Source organism: Balneola vulgaris DSM 17893 (assembly GCF_000375465.1).
Classification (GTDB): Bacteria; Bacteroidota; Rhodothermia; order Balneolales; family Balneolaceae; genus Balneola; species Balneola vulgaris.
Genome location: NZ_AQXH01000001.1, coordinates 1 through 15,257 on the forward strand (window position 1 = coordinate 1; position 15,257 = coordinate 15,257).

A 15,257-nucleotide genomic window follows, 5' to 3' on the forward strand; every position below is an offset into this window, starting at 1 on the left:
GGTCCTGTACAGTTAACGGTATACAATGTGATGGGGCAAAAAGTAGCCCAGCTCATTAATGAGACGAAAACAGCCGGCAGCTACCAAGTAACATGGAATGCAGCCGATCAAGCCAGTGGTATCTACTANTACCGTTTGAAAGCGGGTAGCCAAGTAATCACTCGTCAAATGACGCTCATCAAGTAATTATAAAAGGACAGATTCATGAAGATATTTATCACAATACTCGCAAGTTTAGCAATGATACTATTACTCTCGGTGTGGACGGTTGCTCAGCCGGGATTACCAAGTGCACCTGCACAAGCCCCAATTGATGGTGGCCTCGGCTTACTAGCCGCAGCAGGTGGCGCGTATGCTTATAAAAAGCTGAAAGGCAACAAGAGTGAATCAGAGCATACCAATCTCTGATCTCTGAACCATAACTCTGAAGCACCCTTACTTTTGTGAGGGTGCTTTTTTTATGTTGGGTTGCCAACGCTTTTTCATTAACCTCCATCATGTTCAATTATATATGAGCTTATTTGCATGATTAAGGTCCATCAGATTACTAAATACTTCGGAACGCAACGAGCGTTGCATCAGGTGAATGTAGATGTACCCGAAGGTTCAACACTAGCCATCATTGGTCCTAGTGGTTGTGGTAAATCAACTTTACTGCGCATAATGATCGGTCTGATTACACCCGATGAAGGTGAAATTCATTTTGGGAAGGATAAGCTTGATAAAAAAAACACTGATGCGCTTAGAAAAAGAATTGGATATGTAATTCAAAAAGGAGGACTCTTTCCACACATGAGTGCTCGGAAGAATGTAACCCTAGCCGCTGAATACTTTGGGTGGTCTGAATCCGATATATCCCATAAAGTAAATGAACTAAGTGAGCTGGTTCATATTTCTACCAATCTATTAGATAAAAAACCTACCCAACTATCAGGTGGGGAAGCTCAACGTGTTAGCCTAATGCGAGCTTTGATGCTTGACCCAGATTATATTCTAATGGATGAACCATTAGGTTCGATTGACCCACTAGTTAGAAATGAAATGCAATCGGAGCTGAAAGAGATTTTCAGTAAGCTCAATAAAACGGTGGTGTTGGTGACTCATGATCTTGGAGAAGCCGCATATCTTGGGGATGAGCTATTACTTATGAAAGACGGAGGCGTAGTTCAGAGAGGCAGCATCAAAACCATTTTAAATAAGCCTGCCAATGATTTTGTAAGCGATTTTATCAATGCACAGCGTAGCTTGCTACATCAAGTGGAGCAAGAGTGATGAGAATTGCATGCATCAGTTTAGTTCTTGGGTTATTTCTTCCAATTGCTATCCTGGCACAGGATAATAACAAGGAAGTGGTAATTGGAAGTAAGCTCTTTACAGAGTCGGTAATTATTGGGGAAATCACCAATCAGCTACTAATAGATAATGGATATCAAACACAGTATAAGTCTCAGTTAGGGGGCACACGCATTTTATGGAATGCCTTGCTAGAAGGGGAAATTGATATCTATCCTGATTATACCGGAACCATTATCCAAGAAATATTGAATGGGCAAAATATAGATTCACATCAAGCCTTGAATGAAGTTTTAAAACCGTATCAGGTACAAGCTACTAAATCATTGGGCTTCAATAACTCCTATGCTATAGGTGTGAATAAAGAAACGGCAACACAAAGAGGTTTAAAAACCATATCAGATCTTGCGAAGCACCCGGATTTAAAGTTAGGCTTCAGCAACGAGTTTTTAGATCGAAATGATGGCTGGAAAGGACTTAGTGAGGCATATAATTTACCACATCAGCAAGTTACAGGTTTAGATCATGACCTAGCTTACCGTGGATTAGAAGCTGGAAATATTGATGCCATCGATCTCTATTCAACCGATGCTGAAATTCAATATTACGACCTTGCCGTACTTGAAGATGATCAAGGATTTTTTCCAGACTATCAGGCGATTATTCTTTACAGAATGGATATCGATGAATCTATGGTATCGCTTTTGGAAAGTTTAGAGGGTACTATAACCGAAAGCGAAATGGTGGCACTAAATGCTCAGGTTAAATTAGAAGGAGAGTCTGATGAGCAAGTTGCTGCAAACTTCTTAGATGATAAATTTTCTATCAAAAGTGAGGTGGTTCAAAGTACCGTGTGGTCGCGACTTTGGATCAACACTTTAGGTCACCTATATCTAGTAGGAATCTCTCTAACCTTGGCTATTATAGTGGCTATACCATTGGGTATCGCAGCGGTAAAGAATTCTTGGCTAGAAGGACCCTTACTTGCCTTTGTGGGGGTACTTCAAACCATACCGTCCTTAGCACTATTAGTATTCATGATTCCATTATTAGGTATAGGTTCTTTACCCGCTATGGCCGCCTTATTTTTGTATAGCTTACTACCAATAGTTAGAAATACTCATTCAGGTATAAAGGAAATCCCTGCCTCTGTGCAAGAATCAGCATGGGCCTTAGGGCTATCCAATCGGTTTATACTGAGGAAAATTGAGTTACCTCTCGCTAAACCAACCATTCTAGCGGGTATCAAAACTTCGGCGGTTATCAATGTGGGAACGGCAACACTTGGAGCGCTTATTGGTGCAGAAGGCTATGGTCAGCCAATACTAACGGGAATCAGACTAGACGATACTGCTTTAATACTTGAAGGCGCTATACCTGCCGCATTAATGGCATTGCTGGTACAATGGAGTTTTGATTTGTATGAATCGAAGTTCTCAAATTAATGGGAGTACAAGGGAATGAAAAAGTTTAGCGTACAACTCCTTGGTGGACTTTTTTGTATCTATTTGATGGTATGCGGGTACTTTTATTTTGTGCAAACCGAATTAATTTTTCGACCAGTTAAACTGCCTCCAAATACCAGTTATTCATATCCATTCCCTTTTGAAGAACGTATTTTTGAAACTCCATCGGGTGCAAGTATCCATGCTATTCATGCTTTTCAATCCGATTCGAGCAACAAATTGGTTTTATTCTTTCACGGAAATGCGAGTACTAATAAGACCTCTGCGCTGAAGTTTCAATTATTCTTAGATGAAGGTTTCGATGTGTTATATCCTGATTACAGAGGATTTGGTTTAAGTAGCGGTGACTTAAACAACGAAAAGGATCTCATTGAGGATATGCAATTTGTGTACTCTGAAATGCTCCATGAATATGAAGAAGATTCTGTATTTGTAGTAGGATATTCATTGGGAACTGGAATAGCTGCCCAAGTAGCTGCCAAAGAAAATCCCCGTGGACTCATGTTATGGACACCGTATACCAGTATCCTTGATATGAAGAATCAGAACTACCCGTTCTTACCCGATTTTCTAGTTCGTTATCCATTGCGAACAGATATAGCCTTATCCCAGATTGAGGAACCTATAACCATCTTCTTTGCTGAACATGACAGAGTACTTCCAATCGAACGCTCACTTTCGCTAAAAAAATATCTGAAACCGGGTGATCGAAGCTATATCTTAGAAGGGCAGGGACACCTTGGAGTGTACAGAAATCAAAGAGTTAAAGAACTACTACCAGATATTCTTAATAAGTAATTATCTATGAACGAATTATTGATCATCGCATCACTTTTAGTTGGCGCAATAGCCGGGTTTGCCATCGCATTTTTTAAAGGAAGATCAGAATCTTCACGATTGGAAGAGAGAAATGAAATGCTCACCAAGCAACTAGAAGAAAACCAATTAAAGCTTGATACGGAGATCAGTAGCTTTGAAAAAAAGATTCAAGAAGTACAGTCTTCAAAAGAAGAAGCGCTAAAAGAAGAGAGAAGGCATTCTTCGGAACTGGATAGAAATTTAGCAAGTTTAAAAGCAGAACATTCAGCACTTAAAGAACGATTAGACGAACAACGTGCCGAATTAGAAGACATGCAGGAAAAGCTAAAGGTTCAGTTCGAGAACTTGGCGAATAAGATTCTGGATGAAAAATCGGAGAAGTTCACCAAGCAGAACAAGGAGAGCTTGGATCAGATTTTGAACCCACTTGGAATTAAGTTAGATGAGTTCAAAAAGAAAGTAGAAGAGACTTATGAAAAAGGAACGCAAGAGCGTTTCACTTTAAAGGAGCAGATTCGCCAAATGGCTGATTTGAATCAGAAGATGAGTGAAGATGCTAAAAATCTAACAAAGGCTTTAAAAGGTGATTCGAAGGCTCAAGGAAATTGGGGAGAGGTGATTCTTGAAAGTATACTGGAGAAATCAGGACTTCGAAAAGACCAAGAATACTTCACGCAGCAAAGCCAGACTATGACAGACGGCCGTCGACTTCAACCTGATGTAGTCATCAAATTACCGGATGAGAAATTCTTGATCGTGGATTCAAAAGTATCATTAACAGCTTACGAGCGCTTTGCCTCGGCTCAAGATGTAAATGAAGCTCAAGCGGCGCTTAAGCAACATGTGAACTCCATACGTGCTCATGTGAAGGGTTTGAGTGACAAGAACTACACTCAATTGTACGAGAACAAAACACCTGATTTTGTCCTGTTATTTATTCCAATTGAACCTGCTTTTGGTGCGGCTCTTCAAACCGAACCAAATTTATATAACGAAGCTTTTGAGAGAAACATCGTTATCGTAAGCCCATCAACGCTGTTGGCAACGCTTTCAACCATTAATACAATTTGGAAGCGGGAATATCAGAATAAAAATGCCTTAGAGATCGCGAATAGAGGGGGAGAGTTACTCGATAAATTCACCTTATTTGTGGATAGCATGAATGATATAGGGAACAGAATAAATCAAACGCAGAGTAGCTATGATGAAGCGATGAAACGCTTGAAAACTGGGCGAGGAAACCTAATTCGTCAAGCTGAAATGCTCCAAGAACTAGGGGCAAAAGCTACCAAACAACTTCCATCTTCAGAGGAAGAATAAAATTTAGAACAATTTTTAGCTTCTTAGGTTTAATACATACAAAACACACTGTATGTATATGTATAGAGCTATATCATCGATTGATTTCAACCCAAAGTACATCCTAAAGGAATGTATCATAGGTACGGCTTGGGCTGTATTGATAATGGGCGTAATTGGATTTTTCACTTTGTGGTCGTTCAAATGGGTGAACCCCACATCAACGGCATTTACCCATAGTACAAATTGGGATGAAGTGGGCCAAGAACCATATTCTTTGGAATCCTATTGGGTGCCAACACAAGATATACCCGAGCATTTGAAATGGGCTGTGGTGGCTTCAGAAGACCAAAGATACTGGGAACATAATGGAATCGACCTTGAAGCAATAGGTAAAGCTCTTCAAGAAATGGAAAACGGTGAACGGGTGAGGGGAGCAAGTACCATCACCCAACAGCTAGTGAAAAATTTATTTTTAAGCTCCAATAAAACTTACTTCAGAAAGGGAGTTGAAGCAGGTTTGGCTTTAACAGTAGAGAAGCTGTGGTCGAAAGAACGTATTCTAGAATTATATTTAAATGTAGTGGAATTCGGTCCTGGCGTATATGGAGTTGGTAAAGCAAGCGAGCATTTCTTTGCAAAGGAAGCACTGGAATTAAAAGCTGATGAAGCCGCTCGATTAGCTGCCGTTTTACCCAATCCAAAGCGTATGCGTTTAAACCCACCATCGCCTTACGTCGCCGAAAGAAAAGATTGGATTCTACGCAATATGATGAACCTAAGCGGCATTGCGTATGTGCAAAAGAAACCACCAAAGCCCGTTTTCAGTGATACAACCTATCAGCATATTGAAGAGGATACGACCACTTCAGATTATGAAATTACCTACTTACCGAAGGCAAATTTCAAACCCTTTAATCTAACAACGAGCGAAGGCCAAGATTCCACTAAAAAAGATTCAGTTTCGACCTACTAAGATCTATTTGAAGGTTAATATGTAGAAGCCTTTCATAACGGGTAATTTCAACCCTGTAGAACACACCAAATCATCATACATCTGCTGGTGAGAAATCTCTTGTTGAAGCGTGTATTGGTGATCTTTCATTAATTGGATGAACTCGGTTCTATTTAAGGGCAGTTTCAGCGTTTCACCTACCATGGCCACTCCACTTGTGAAACTGCTTCGATAAAAGAAGTTGAGCTCCTCTAAGGCAAAAAGAGTAGTTATCAGCTGATGATTAGGTGTCAAGCTCCGTATTTGCTCAAGCACCTGTTTAGTAGTAGACAAGCTTAGATAATCAAAAAAACCTTCCGCTAAATACAGTGTCGGTTTAGTAGAATCGAAATCAGGATGATGTGTTAAAACATCTACTAAATTTTGCTCTTCTACATCAATCGAGCAGACATGATGATTGCTATTCTTATACCCGAAATCTCTTAAAAAATCTTCTTTTTGTTCCACCATGTAAGGTGTATCTATATCAAAAAAAGTAGCTTTTTCATTGGCTTTAAACTTGCCATTATGATCAAAACCTGCCCCTAGCACAACAACTTGTGAAATACCCTCACTCAAAGCTTCATCAATCAGTTGTTCGATATAATACTTTCGGCAAATGATATGCATCAAGTCGCCGGGAAGTAATAATTCTTCAGAGGCTATAAATAGTTTTCGCCAAAAACTCTTGGAGAGTGAATTCTGATACCAGCTCAAATGACTGGGTAGAAAGGCTACCAAATTGCGATAGAAGTTCTTAGTAGCCGTTGAAAAATGATTCCCTATTCGCTCATCTAATGTCAGCCCATAAAACTTAATGGCTATATAGGAGGCCGTGTATGAAAGTTTATGGCTAGCCATTAAAAGTGATCTCGGTTAGATGATTTGATTAATTCGAAGGGGTTTAATAATCAAAGAAATTCCAAGGCTGTAGGTTGGGCGGATCAACTTCAAAAAACATTCTTTTCTGGGTAGTTGGATGGTCGAAGGCTAGCTTGACCGCACGTAAGCCTAAGTCTTTTCCTTTTTTTCCCGGCTCACCATAACGGTAATCGCCCCAAAGTGGAAAGCCTTCCTTAGCAAATTGTACACGAATTTGATGTGGCCGACCCGTTATCAAATCCACTTCCACTAAACTATAATGAGCACTTTGCTTAATTGTTTTGAAACTTAATTTGGCTTCTTTAGCACGACCGCGCTTAGATTTATAAGCAGATACATTGTTAGAATTTTTGTCCTTTTCTAAGTAATGAACCAAGGTCTTTTCCATCGGAGTCATACCTTCAGCCATTGCCCAGTAGGTCTTGTCCATAGCATGCTTGCGAACTTGCTCAGAAAGCCTAGCCGCCGCTTTCGAGGTACGAGCTAAAACCATAAGCCCACTTACAGGACGATCTAAACGATGAACAAGCCCTAAAAATACATTTCCCGGCTTGTTATACTTCTTTTTTAGATATGATTTGCAGAGCGTAAGAACATCAGGATCGCCAGTATGATCTTCTTGTGATAAAACCCCGGCAGGTTTATCAATCACGAGCAGGTGATTGTCTTCATAAATTACATGGATGTCGGGGTTGGTACGCGTCGTATTCTTTCTTTTACTCATGCCTCAAAAATATGGAATTATGCACTCAATTGTGGAATACGATTCGCCCTGATACATCCTATCTATTAATTTGGATTGAGCTCTTTAGGAATACTATCTTTGGGCATGAGTGAAGACCATGTTCGTATAGATGTATCTGAAAAAGTAGCCAATCTACCACTATCCCCCGGTGTATATATTTACAAGGATAAAAATGGAAGTGTGCTTTATGTGGGGAAAGCAAAGAAGCTGAGAAATCGTGTTCGTTCGTACTTTCAAGAATCTAGACCAGTGGATGGGCGTATTAAGACGATGGTTTCGAAGATTGATGACTTGGAAGTGGTGATCACGGACTCTGAAGCAGAAGCTCTCATCTTAGAAAACAACTTCATTAAACAGTATCAGCCTCGATATAACATCATGTATCGAGATGATAAGAGCTACCCATACATTTGCATCACTAAAGAGTCTAAGCCCCGCGTGTTTCCTACCAGAACGGTTATAAAAGATGGGAGTAAATACTTTGGGCCATACGATAGTGTAATCAACATGAAGCGTATGCTCGAGACCATTCGGAAAGGTTTCGATTTATGCACCTGTGCAGTTTCTATAAAGAACATTGATCGAACTCGAAGTATCCCCAAATGGCATTCCTGCTTTGATGATTATCTTCAAAATTGTTCGGGAGACTGGGATGAAGAGGTTTATCAGTCTATCATCCAAAAAGTGGAGCGATTACTCAATGGCCAAACAGATCAGTTATTACGTGAGCTAAAAGAAGAGATGCAGATTGCTTCCGATGCCTTGGCTTTTGAGGAAGCGGCTAAAATTCGCGATAGCTTGGTGGCTTTTGAGCGTTACAGCAAGAAGATGAAGATGGTGGCCGACAAAAAAGTAGACCGAGATGTATTTTCATTGATTATAGATCATGAATTATCGGAAGCATGTGGAGTTCTATTTAAAGTAAGAGAAGGGAAGCTCATTGGTAAATTTCATCGCTTTTTAAAGAATATCGAAGGTCTCTCTCAAGAAGTTCTACTACAGTCGTTTGTTGAAGATTATTACACAGGGCAATACACCGCTGCAATTCCGGATGAGGTGTATATCAGCAATGCGTTAGAAGATGATGAAGCACTGACTCAGTATCTCTATCAAGAGAAGGGTAAAAAAGTACCTGTTCATGTACCTCAAATAGGAGAGAAGGCTCAGCTTATCAAAATGGCTAAAGCCAATGCACGCCTGCATTTAAATGAACGAAGATTAGAGAAAGAGAAGGCCGAACGAGATCGAATTCCTCATGCTGTTAAGGAGCTCAAAGAACACCTTCCCCTAACACGACTACCCCGCCGAATCGAGTGTTTTGATAACTCCAATTTGCAAGGTAGCGACCCAGTAGCATCGATGGTGTGTTTTGTAGACGCCAAACCAAGAAAGAGTGAATACAAACGATTCAATATAAAAACGGTAATAGGTCCTGATGATTTCGCCTCGATGAAAGAGATTCTAACTCGACGGTATTCTAAAGTGATGAAAGATGGATTACAGATTCCGGATCTAATTGTGGTTGATGGTGGGAAAGGTCAATTGAGTTCAGCTGTAGAAGCGCTCAAAGAAATTGGCTTTTATGGTGAATGCGATATCATAGGTTTAGCAAAACGTTTAGAAGAAGTTTTTGTACCAGGAAGGTCCGAGCCATATATGATTCCAAAGAAATCAACCGCTCTTAAACTGTTGCAACAAGCAAGGGATGAAGCCCATCGATTTGCTATTACTTTCCATCGTCAGAAAAGATCTAAACGAACACTAGTTACAGAGTTAACAGATATTGAAGGGGTAGGAGAGAAGACCGCCCAGAAACTCTTAAAAGAATTTGGTTCGGTAAAAGCCATTCAAAAATTAGAGCTTACTGAGCTTCAAAAAGTTACAGGCAACAAAGTAGGCGAAAATATTTTCAACTATTTCCAATCATAGCTCGTCTTAGCCACCGATGTGAGGATGTGACATTGACCTAACATCATCATGTGATGTTGAACTTGGTGTTCAGATATTAACATAAGGACAACCCATTTGGTAAAGCTCTTCGTAATAGCTGTATACAGATGGTTAAATCGTTCTATAGAAGAATGTGAGAATATGAATCAATCGGAGGAAACCAAGGTTCAAATATCATATCTATAGAGCCAAACCCAAAACTACAGGGTGACTGTAATGGAACTACTAAAAAGAAATACAAAGGCATCTTACAAAGAATTAAGAGATCGTGATCTTGTTAAGCTATTTAGAAAGAAAGCTGATGAAGCTGCGTTTAACGAATTACTGAATCGCCACCAAGCGAAGATCTATTCCTATATATACAGTATGGTGAACAACCCTGAGACGGCGAATGATTTATTCCAGGAAACATTCTCTAAGGTTGTTACCAAGATGGATGACACCTACAATGAGCAAGGTAAATGGATCGCATGGGTGATGCGAATTGCGCATAATGCAACAATTGATTATTTAAGAAAACAAAAACGATTTGTTGACGTTAATGGGTGGTACGACGATGGCGACTCACGCTCTGATTACTTCGACATGATGTCGGATGAGAGTTGGGTTGATGCCGATGATCAAATGGTAGAATCTGAAACGAAGTCTAGTTTGATGAAGCACATCGCCAAACTCCCAGAAGAGCAACGCACCGTAGTACTATTGAGGCATTATTACGAAATGCCCTTTAAAGAAATCGCAGAATTGACTAACGTGTCTATTAATACGGCTCTTGGTCGTATGAGGTATGCGTTAATAAATTTACGGAAGTACTTTGAAGAAGAAAGACAACATGAAATCAAACATGCCATTAAATGATGAAGACTGTATTCGGTACCTCATGAGGGAGATGGATCCCTCTGAGGAAATCGAATTTGAACGAGAGATGATGCAAAATGAAAATCTCTTGATCGAAGTTGAAAGTTTAAGAAGCACCTACAACAAAGTTAGAAAACTCCCCCTCAAAGAAACTCCATCGCACTTACTTGAATCGGTTCAAGCCCAAGCGGTTCAAGATCAAAAGAAAAACCTACGTGCGGCCCTTATTCCCAAAGCATGGCACACCAAAGTAGCCGCAGCAGCTGTAGTGCTGATTGCCATAAGTGGAGCATTCATTTATTCACAAAGCGATAACGAAATAAATACCTTCAGTAATCAAGTTGGTACGCAAAGTGCATCGCCCGTTCAGCCATGGGTAGATAGAAATGAAGTGCTCAATATTTCCGATAGAATTGACGAAAATCGAGCTAAAGCGCTAATTCAAGACTTCGAAAATAGCTACAATAAGTTAATGCTTGTAAAAGATCAGAACACCCCAATCACTCCACAACGTCAAGGAGTGCTGTTAACAAGCTCTCCCTCTCAGTAAATATAGAGTTGTGGATAACTTTTCGATTTGATGTGAATAAGTATTTTTGTATCGGAGGGTGCCTCGCTTTATATTGAATTTTATGCCTATGAACCAAAGTAAAGCGAGTATTAATGGGTAAAGTAATTTCTATTGCCAATCAAAAAGGTGGAGTGGGTAAAACTACTACAGCCATAAACCTTGCAGCTAGTTTAGCTGCCATCGAGCATCCTACACTTATTATTGATATCGACCCACAAAGTAACACTACTAGCGGGTTAGGCATTGATGTAAAAACGGTGACCAACTCTATCTATGAAGTAATGATTGGTAGCACTGAAACTCAGGATACTATTCGGTCTACTGAACTTGAGTTCTTAGATCTTGTGCCAGCGCATATCAACCTTGTTGGCGCTGAAATCGAAATGATAGATCGTGAAGATCGTGAGAGAATTCTTGATAAAGCTATAGGCGATCTCAGAGATAAGTATGATTTCATCATCATTGATTGTCCACCTTCCTTAGGCTTATTAACTATTAATGCACTTACAGCCTCTGATTCGATTGTGATTCCAGTTCAGTGTGAGTATTTCGCACTAGAAGGATTAGGACAACTTCTTAATACCATCAAGATTGTAAGGCAGCATTTAAACCCTGAGTTAGATATCGAAGGCGTATTGTTAACGATGTATGATACTCGCACGCGTCTTTCTAATCAGGTAGCAGATGAAGTAAAAAGATATTTTGACGATCGCGTGTTAAAGACCGTGATCTCAAGAAACATTAGGCTTGCTGAGGCCCCAAGTTTTGGGAAACCGGCACTGCTTTATGATTCCACAAGTACGGGAAGTAAAAACTATTTATCTTTGGCCCGCGAGATTATAAAAAAGAATAGAAAGCTGTTTAAAGATAGTCCAGTACTTTCGAATTAGGAGATTAATATGGCTACAAAAAAAGTATTAGGGCGTGGATTAGGTGTCTACTTTCCTGAATACAAAGACGATAAAGAGGCATCACCGAAGAATGAAGAGCCTAAAAAGAAGACTGAAGAAGAAAAAGTAGAAGTAGAAGCAATTGACCCTGCTGAACTAGTAAATGTAGTTCTTCATGTACCTGTAGACCATATTAGAGCGAATCCACATCAGCCAAGAAAAGAATTTGATGAGGAGCGATTAGATGAACTCGCGAATTCTATTCAAGAACATGGCATTATTCAGCCAATTACCGTACGCTATCTTGGTGAAAAGAAATTTGAGCTCATTAGTGGTGAGCGACGTCTAAAGGCTTCAAAATTAGCTGGTTTATTAGAAATTCCAGCCTACATCCGTAAAGCGGATGATGAGCAAAGTATGGCTTTCGCTCTTATCGAGAATATTCAGCGTGAAGACTTAAATGCTCTTGAAGTAGCTTTAGCTTACAAACGATTGCTGGATGAATTCGACTATACTCAAGCTCAAGTAGCAGATAGAGTGGGAAAAAATCGGACTACAGTAACAAATATGTTACGACTGCTAACCCTGCCCGATTTCATTCAAAATGCACTCAAGAGAAATGAAATTTCGATGGGGCATGCTCGTGCTTTAGTAAGCTTAGAGCAGGAAGAAGACCAGCAGAAGCTGCTTAAAAAAGCCATAGCAAACGATTGGTCGGTGCGCCAGATGGAAGATCAAGTTCGAGTTATAGGAACTCCTAAAACCAAGAAAAAGCCTAAACAAAATGATAATGATCCATTCTATGAGGATATTTCATCTAGGCTGAGAAGAACCTTTAGTACCAAAGTTCAGGTTAAGCCAAAAGCGAATGGCGGTGAAATTAAAATTGAATATTATTCTGAAGACGATTTGGAGCGTATCCTTGGCCTCTTGGATACCATTTAAATCGCTTATTATAGCGTTCTTATTGCTGTTGAGTAGCCAAGATGTGGCAGCTCAATTTCAATCATACTCATCTCAAAAATTTTCAGCAGATGAGCGTTATTCAATTAGGTATTACTCTCAAGATAGCACGGTTACTCAGGAATACCCTGATCCCAAAATGGTATTTAGGCGTTCTTTGATTCTACCAGGGTGGGGACAAGTAACCAACAAACAAGTTTGGAAGGTGCCCATCGTGTATGGGTTGATTGGTGGGTTAAGTTATTACAGTGTGTATCTAACAAAAACCTATCACGATTATAGAGCGGCATATTATAATTCATTTGAAGAAAATACGGACCAGCGATTCGGCGCAACCCCAGAATATTTAGCGAATCAGAATGCTAGTTTTTTAAAATCGAGAAGAAATTTTTTACGGAATAGGCGCGACTTCATATATATAACCGTTGGATTAGCCTATTTACTCAATGCAGTGGATGCCTATGTATTCGCACATCTTCGTTCTTTTGATGTCTCTGACGATTTATCAATGAATGGTAGGTTCACTCCTGATGTTATAAGAACGCCTCTTACAGGCGAAGTCCCATCTATTACACTCACTTTAAGATTTTAGTATGAAAGAAAGACGTTATAAAGAAACGGTTCCGGATAATTTTAGCCCAAATAACAACAATGATATTTGGAGTGTTTTTAAAATTATGGGCGAGTTTGTTGATGGGTTCGATAAACTTTATCGAGTAGGACCGTGTATCTCAATTTTTGGTTCAGCACGTACTAAAGCAGGTAATAAATATTACGACCTTGCCGTAAAAACGGGTGAACTACTTGCAGATAAAGGCTTCGGTGTGATTACTGGGGGCGGACCTGGTATTATGGAAGCTGGAAACAAAGGTGCGATGCAAGGAAATGGGAAATCAGTGGGATTGGGAATTGATTTGCCCCACGAACAAGGAATGAATGAATACATTAATAAAGAGTATTCAATTGATTTCAATTACTTTTTTGTACGAAAAGTAATGTTTGTGAAATATGCACAAGGATTTATCGTTTTCCCCGGCGGGTTTGGAACATTAGATGAGCTTTTTGAAAGTCTCACACTTATTCAAACCAAAAAAATATCAAAAATTCCTATTGTGCTCTTTGGTTCAGAGTACTGGGGTGGCTTGGTAGACTGGATTAACAAAACGATGAAAGAAGAAGGGACTATTTCTGATAATGATACAGATTTGTTTCATATCACTGATAGTACCGAAGAAGCGGTAGATATTATCTGTAGCTTCTATAAAAAACACGAACTAAACCCGAATTTTTAAATATAATCGGGAACATGAGAACTTTCTCATCATTTAAAGTAAAAGCAATAATACCCAAAAATTACGTGTTATTGGTTTTAGATATGAAGCTTTTTTATTTAAATTGAAAGCTTTGAATAATTAACAAAACAACAAGTTTAGAAATATGAAGGTTTTTAAAAGAGGAATACTCGTGCTATTTGTGGCATTATTAGCTGGTAGTGTATATGCACAAGAGTCGTACGATGATGCCGTAAATATTTATAATACTGCACTAGAGCAGGCTAAGGCTAAGAATTATGATGCCGCAATTTCGAGTTATGAAAAGGCTGCTTCTATTGGTGCAAGTCTAGGAACACAGCAAGGAACGGATATTAAGACTAGAGCGGAACAACAAATTCCTAAAGTAGCTCTTAATAAAGCCGCTTCTCTATTCAACGGTTTTAAGCAGTCTAAACAAATTGCTGACCTAGATAAAGCGATTGATGCCTTTAAAAATGCTGGTGGAATCGCAAAACAATACAACGATCAGAATGTAGAGCGCACCGCTGTAAGCTATGTACCACAGTTGTATTACCAAAAAGCAATTATGCTATTTAACAGAGAAAACTATGAACAAGCTGATGTAGCTCTAAACGAAGCTATTCGTGCAAATTCAAACTACGCGCTACCTTACTACCAAAAAGGTCTTGTAGTTAAAAAGACTTCTCCAGAAGATTTAGATGGTATCTTGAACTGGTTTGACCAAGCAATCGCTATTGGCGAGCAAACAAACCAGGGCAAAGTAGTTCGTAGAACGAATCAAGCTGCTCATGATGAGTTATTATTTAGAGGCGCTAAGAGCATCGAAGCTAAAAGCTACGCTAAAGCAATTGAGCTTTTAAAACTAGCTCTTACTTATGAGTCTGAATCAGCTGATGTACATTACCGTTTAGCTGAAGCTTATAACAAGAGATCAGAATTCGATAAAGCTATTGCTTCTGCAAACCAAGCTCTTGAGTTTGAAAACGGTGGTAAAACTGACCGTGCGAAAATCTACTTCGAGCTAGGTCTTGCTTACCAAAGCAAAAGCCAAAAAGCTGAAGCTTGTAAAGCATACACCGATGCACTCTATGGTTCTTTTAAAGGTCCAGCTGAGCACGCAATGGAATTTGAATTAAAGTGTAAGTCAGCTCAATAATTGATGACTTATTAACGGAATATAAAAGCCTCTTATCATTTGATGAGAGGCTTTTTTTATGAACTAAACTAATGTT

General features: G+C 39.4%; 17 protein-coding genes. 15 read left to right on the top strand and 2 right to left on the bottom strand.

Annotation, left to right across the window (positions count from 1 at the left end):
- The 7 genes from B155_RS12690 to mtgA form a co-directional block, all read left to right on the top strand.
- Window positions 1-186 (top strand): T9SS type A sorting domain-containing protein (locus B155_RS12690; RefSeq protein WP_040368007.1); only part of this gene is annotated, 186 nt, incomplete at its 5' end.
- 18 nt (window positions 187-204) lie between these two features.
- Window positions 205-408, top strand: coding sequence for a PID-CTERM protein-sorting domain-containing protein (locus B155_RS0100010; protein WP_018126167.1), 204 nt, complete (start codon window positions 205-207; stop codon window positions 406-408).
- A gap of 117 nt (window positions 409-525) precedes the next feature.
- Window positions 526-1,272, top strand: a complete 747-nt coding sequence (locus tag B155_RS0100015; protein ID WP_018126168.1) for an ATP-binding cassette domain-containing protein — start codon at window positions 526-528, stop codon at window positions 1,270-1,272.
- On the top strand, window positions 1,272-2,738 hold the full coding sequence (locus B155_RS0100020) for an ABC transporter permease/substrate-binding protein (RefSeq protein WP_018126169.1): 1,467 nt from the start codon (window positions 1,272-1,274) through the stop codon (window positions 2,736-2,738). The genes B155_RS0100015 and B155_RS0100020 overlap by 1 nt, the downstream gene beginning before the upstream one ends.
- Before the next feature lie 15 nt (window positions 2,739-2,753).
- A complete protein-coding gene (locus tag B155_RS0100025; protein ID WP_018126170.1) occupies window positions 2,754-3,557 on the top strand; it encodes an alpha/beta hydrolase in 804 nt (267 codons plus the stop codon).
- 6 nt (window positions 3,558-3,563) lie between these two features.
- Window positions 3,564-4,898: a DNA recombination protein RmuC gene (locus B155_RS0100030; protein ID WP_018126171.1), complete on the top strand. Its 1,335-nt coding sequence runs from the start codon at window positions 3,564-3,566 to the stop codon at window positions 4,896-4,898.
- A 58-nt stretch (window positions 4,899-4,956) separates the two neighbouring features.
- Window positions 4,957-5,853, top strand: coding sequence for a monofunctional biosynthetic peptidoglycan transglycosylase (gene mtgA, locus B155_RS12695; protein ID WP_169331248.1), 897 nt, complete (start codon window positions 4,957-4,959; stop codon window positions 5,851-5,853).
- 3 nt (window positions 5,854-5,856) lie between these two features.
- Here the strand turns inward: mtgA and B155_RS0100040 are convergent, their stop codons facing one another.
- Together B155_RS0100040 and B155_RS0100045 are read right to left on the bottom strand one after the other, a co-directional pair.
- Window positions 5,857-6,732: a class I SAM-dependent methyltransferase gene (locus tag B155_RS0100040; RefSeq protein WP_018126173.1), complete on the bottom strand. Its 876-nt coding sequence runs from the start codon at window positions 6,730-6,732 to the stop codon at window positions 5,857-5,859.
- A gap of 43 nt (window positions 6,733-6,775) precedes the next feature.
- The gene (locus B155_RS0100045; protein WP_018126174.1) at window positions 6,776-7,477 is read right to left on the bottom strand and encodes an RluA family pseudouridine synthase; all 702 of its coding nucleotides are present in this window, start codon (window positions 7,475-7,477) and stop codon (window positions 6,776-6,778) included.
- Between the two features lie 105 nt (window positions 7,478-7,582).
- Between B155_RS0100045 and uvrC the strand changes: the two genes are divergently transcribed.
- The 8 genes from uvrC (at window position 7,583) to B155_RS0100085 (ending at window position 15,181) form a co-directional block, all read left to right on the top strand.
- Complete coding sequence (uvrC, locus tag B155_RS0100050; protein WP_018126175.1) at window positions 7,583-9,427, top strand: excinuclease ABC subunit UvrC; 1,845 nt, start codon at window positions 7,583-7,585, stop codon at window positions 9,425-9,427.
- Between the two features lie 237 nt (window positions 9,428-9,664).
- On the top strand, window positions 9,665-10,306 hold the full coding sequence (locus B155_RS0100055) for an RNA polymerase sigma factor (RefSeq protein ID WP_018126176.1): 642 nt from the start codon (window positions 9,665-9,667) through the stop codon (window positions 10,304-10,306).
- Window positions 10,281-10,856 carry an anti-sigma factor gene (locus B155_RS0100060; protein ID WP_018126177.1) on the top strand — a complete coding sequence of 192 codons (576 nt, stop codon included), beginning with the start codon at window positions 10,281-10,283 and terminating at the stop codon, window positions 10,854-10,856. Before B155_RS0100055 ends, B155_RS0100060 begins: the two co-directional genes overlap by 26 nt.
- Window positions 10,857-10,969: 113 nt before the next feature.
- Window positions 10,970-11,767: a ParA family protein gene (locus tag B155_RS0100065; RefSeq protein WP_018126178.1), complete on the top strand. Its 798-nt coding sequence runs from the start codon at window positions 10,970-10,972 to the stop codon at window positions 11,765-11,767.
- Window positions 11,768-11,776: 9 nt separating this feature from the next.
- Window positions 11,777-12,712: a ParB/RepB/Spo0J family partition protein gene (locus B155_RS0100070; protein WP_018126179.1), complete on the top strand. Its 936-nt coding sequence runs from the start codon at window positions 11,777-11,779 to the stop codon at window positions 12,710-12,712.
- A complete protein-coding gene (locus B155_RS0100075) occupies window positions 12,690-13,322 on the top strand; it encodes a DUF5683 domain-containing protein (protein ID WP_240386226.1) in 633 nt (210 codons plus the stop codon). The genes B155_RS0100070 and B155_RS0100075 overlap by 23 nt, the downstream gene beginning before the upstream one ends.
- Before the next feature lies 1 nt (window position 13,323).
- On the top strand, window positions 13,324-14,022 hold the full coding sequence (locus tag B155_RS0100080; protein ID WP_018126181.1) for an LOG family protein: 699 nt from the start codon (window positions 13,324-13,326) through the stop codon (window positions 14,020-14,022).
- Between the two features lie 145 nt (window positions 14,023-14,167).
- Window positions 14,168-15,181, top strand: a complete 1,014-nt coding sequence (locus B155_RS0100085; protein WP_018126182.1) for a tetratricopeptide repeat protein — start codon at window positions 14,168-14,170, stop codon at window positions 15,179-15,181.
- Window positions 15,182-15,257 lie beyond the last annotated feature (76 nt).

Bases quoted from the DNA above. Each gene is read 5' to 3' on its own strand.
- B155_RS0100010 (WP_018126167.1), top strand. From the start codon at position 205: ATGAAGATATTTATCACAATACTCGCAAGTTTAGCAATGATACTATTA.
- B155_RS0100015 (WP_018126168.1), top strand. From the start codon at position 526: ATGATTAAGGTCCATCAGATTACTAAATACTTCGGAACGCAACGAGCG.
- B155_RS0100020 (WP_018126169.1), top strand. From the start codon at position 1,272: ATGAGAATTGCATGCATCAGTTTAGTTCTTGGGTTATTTCTTCCAATT.
- B155_RS0100025 (WP_018126170.1), top strand. From the start codon at position 2,754: ATGAAAAAGTTTAGCGTACAACTCCTTGGTGGACTTTTTTGTATCTAT.
- B155_RS0100030 (WP_018126171.1), top strand. From the start codon at position 3,564: ATGAACGAATTATTGATCATCGCATCACTTTTAGTTGGCGCAATAGCC.
- mtgA (WP_169331248.1), top strand. From the start codon at position 4,957: ATGTATAGAGCTATATCATCGATTGATTTCAACCCAAAGTACATCCTA.
- B155_RS0100040 (WP_018126173.1), bottom strand. From the start codon at position 6,732: ATGGCTAGCCATAAACTTTCATACACGGCCTCCTATATAGCCATTAAG.
- B155_RS0100045 (WP_018126174.1), bottom strand. From the start codon at position 7,477: ATGAGTAAAAGAAAGAATACGACGCGTACCAACCCCGACATCCATGTA.
- uvrC (WP_018126175.1), top strand. From the start codon at position 7,583: ATGAGTGAAGACCATGTTCGTATAGATGTATCTGAAAAAGTAGCCAAT.
- B155_RS0100055 (WP_018126176.1), top strand. From the start codon at position 9,665: ATGGAACTACTAAAAAGAAATACAAAGGCATCTTACAAAGAATTAAGA.
- B155_RS0100060 (WP_018126177.1), top strand. From the start codon at position 10,281: ATGAAATCAAACATGCCATTAAATGATGAAGACTGTATTCGGTACCTC.
- B155_RS0100065 (WP_018126178.1), top strand. From the start codon at position 10,970: ATGGGTAAAGTAATTTCTATTGCCAATCAAAAAGGTGGAGTGGGTAAA.
- B155_RS0100070 (WP_018126179.1), top strand. From the start codon at position 11,777: ATGGCTACAAAAAAAGTATTAGGGCGTGGATTAGGTGTCTACTTTCCT.
- B155_RS0100080 (WP_018126181.1), top strand. From the start codon at position 13,324: ATGAAAGAAAGACGTTATAAAGAAACGGTTCCGGATAATTTTAGCCCA.
- B155_RS0100085 (WP_018126182.1), top strand. From the start codon at position 14,168: ATGAAGGTTTTTAAAAGAGGAATACTCGTGCTATTTGTGGCATTATTA.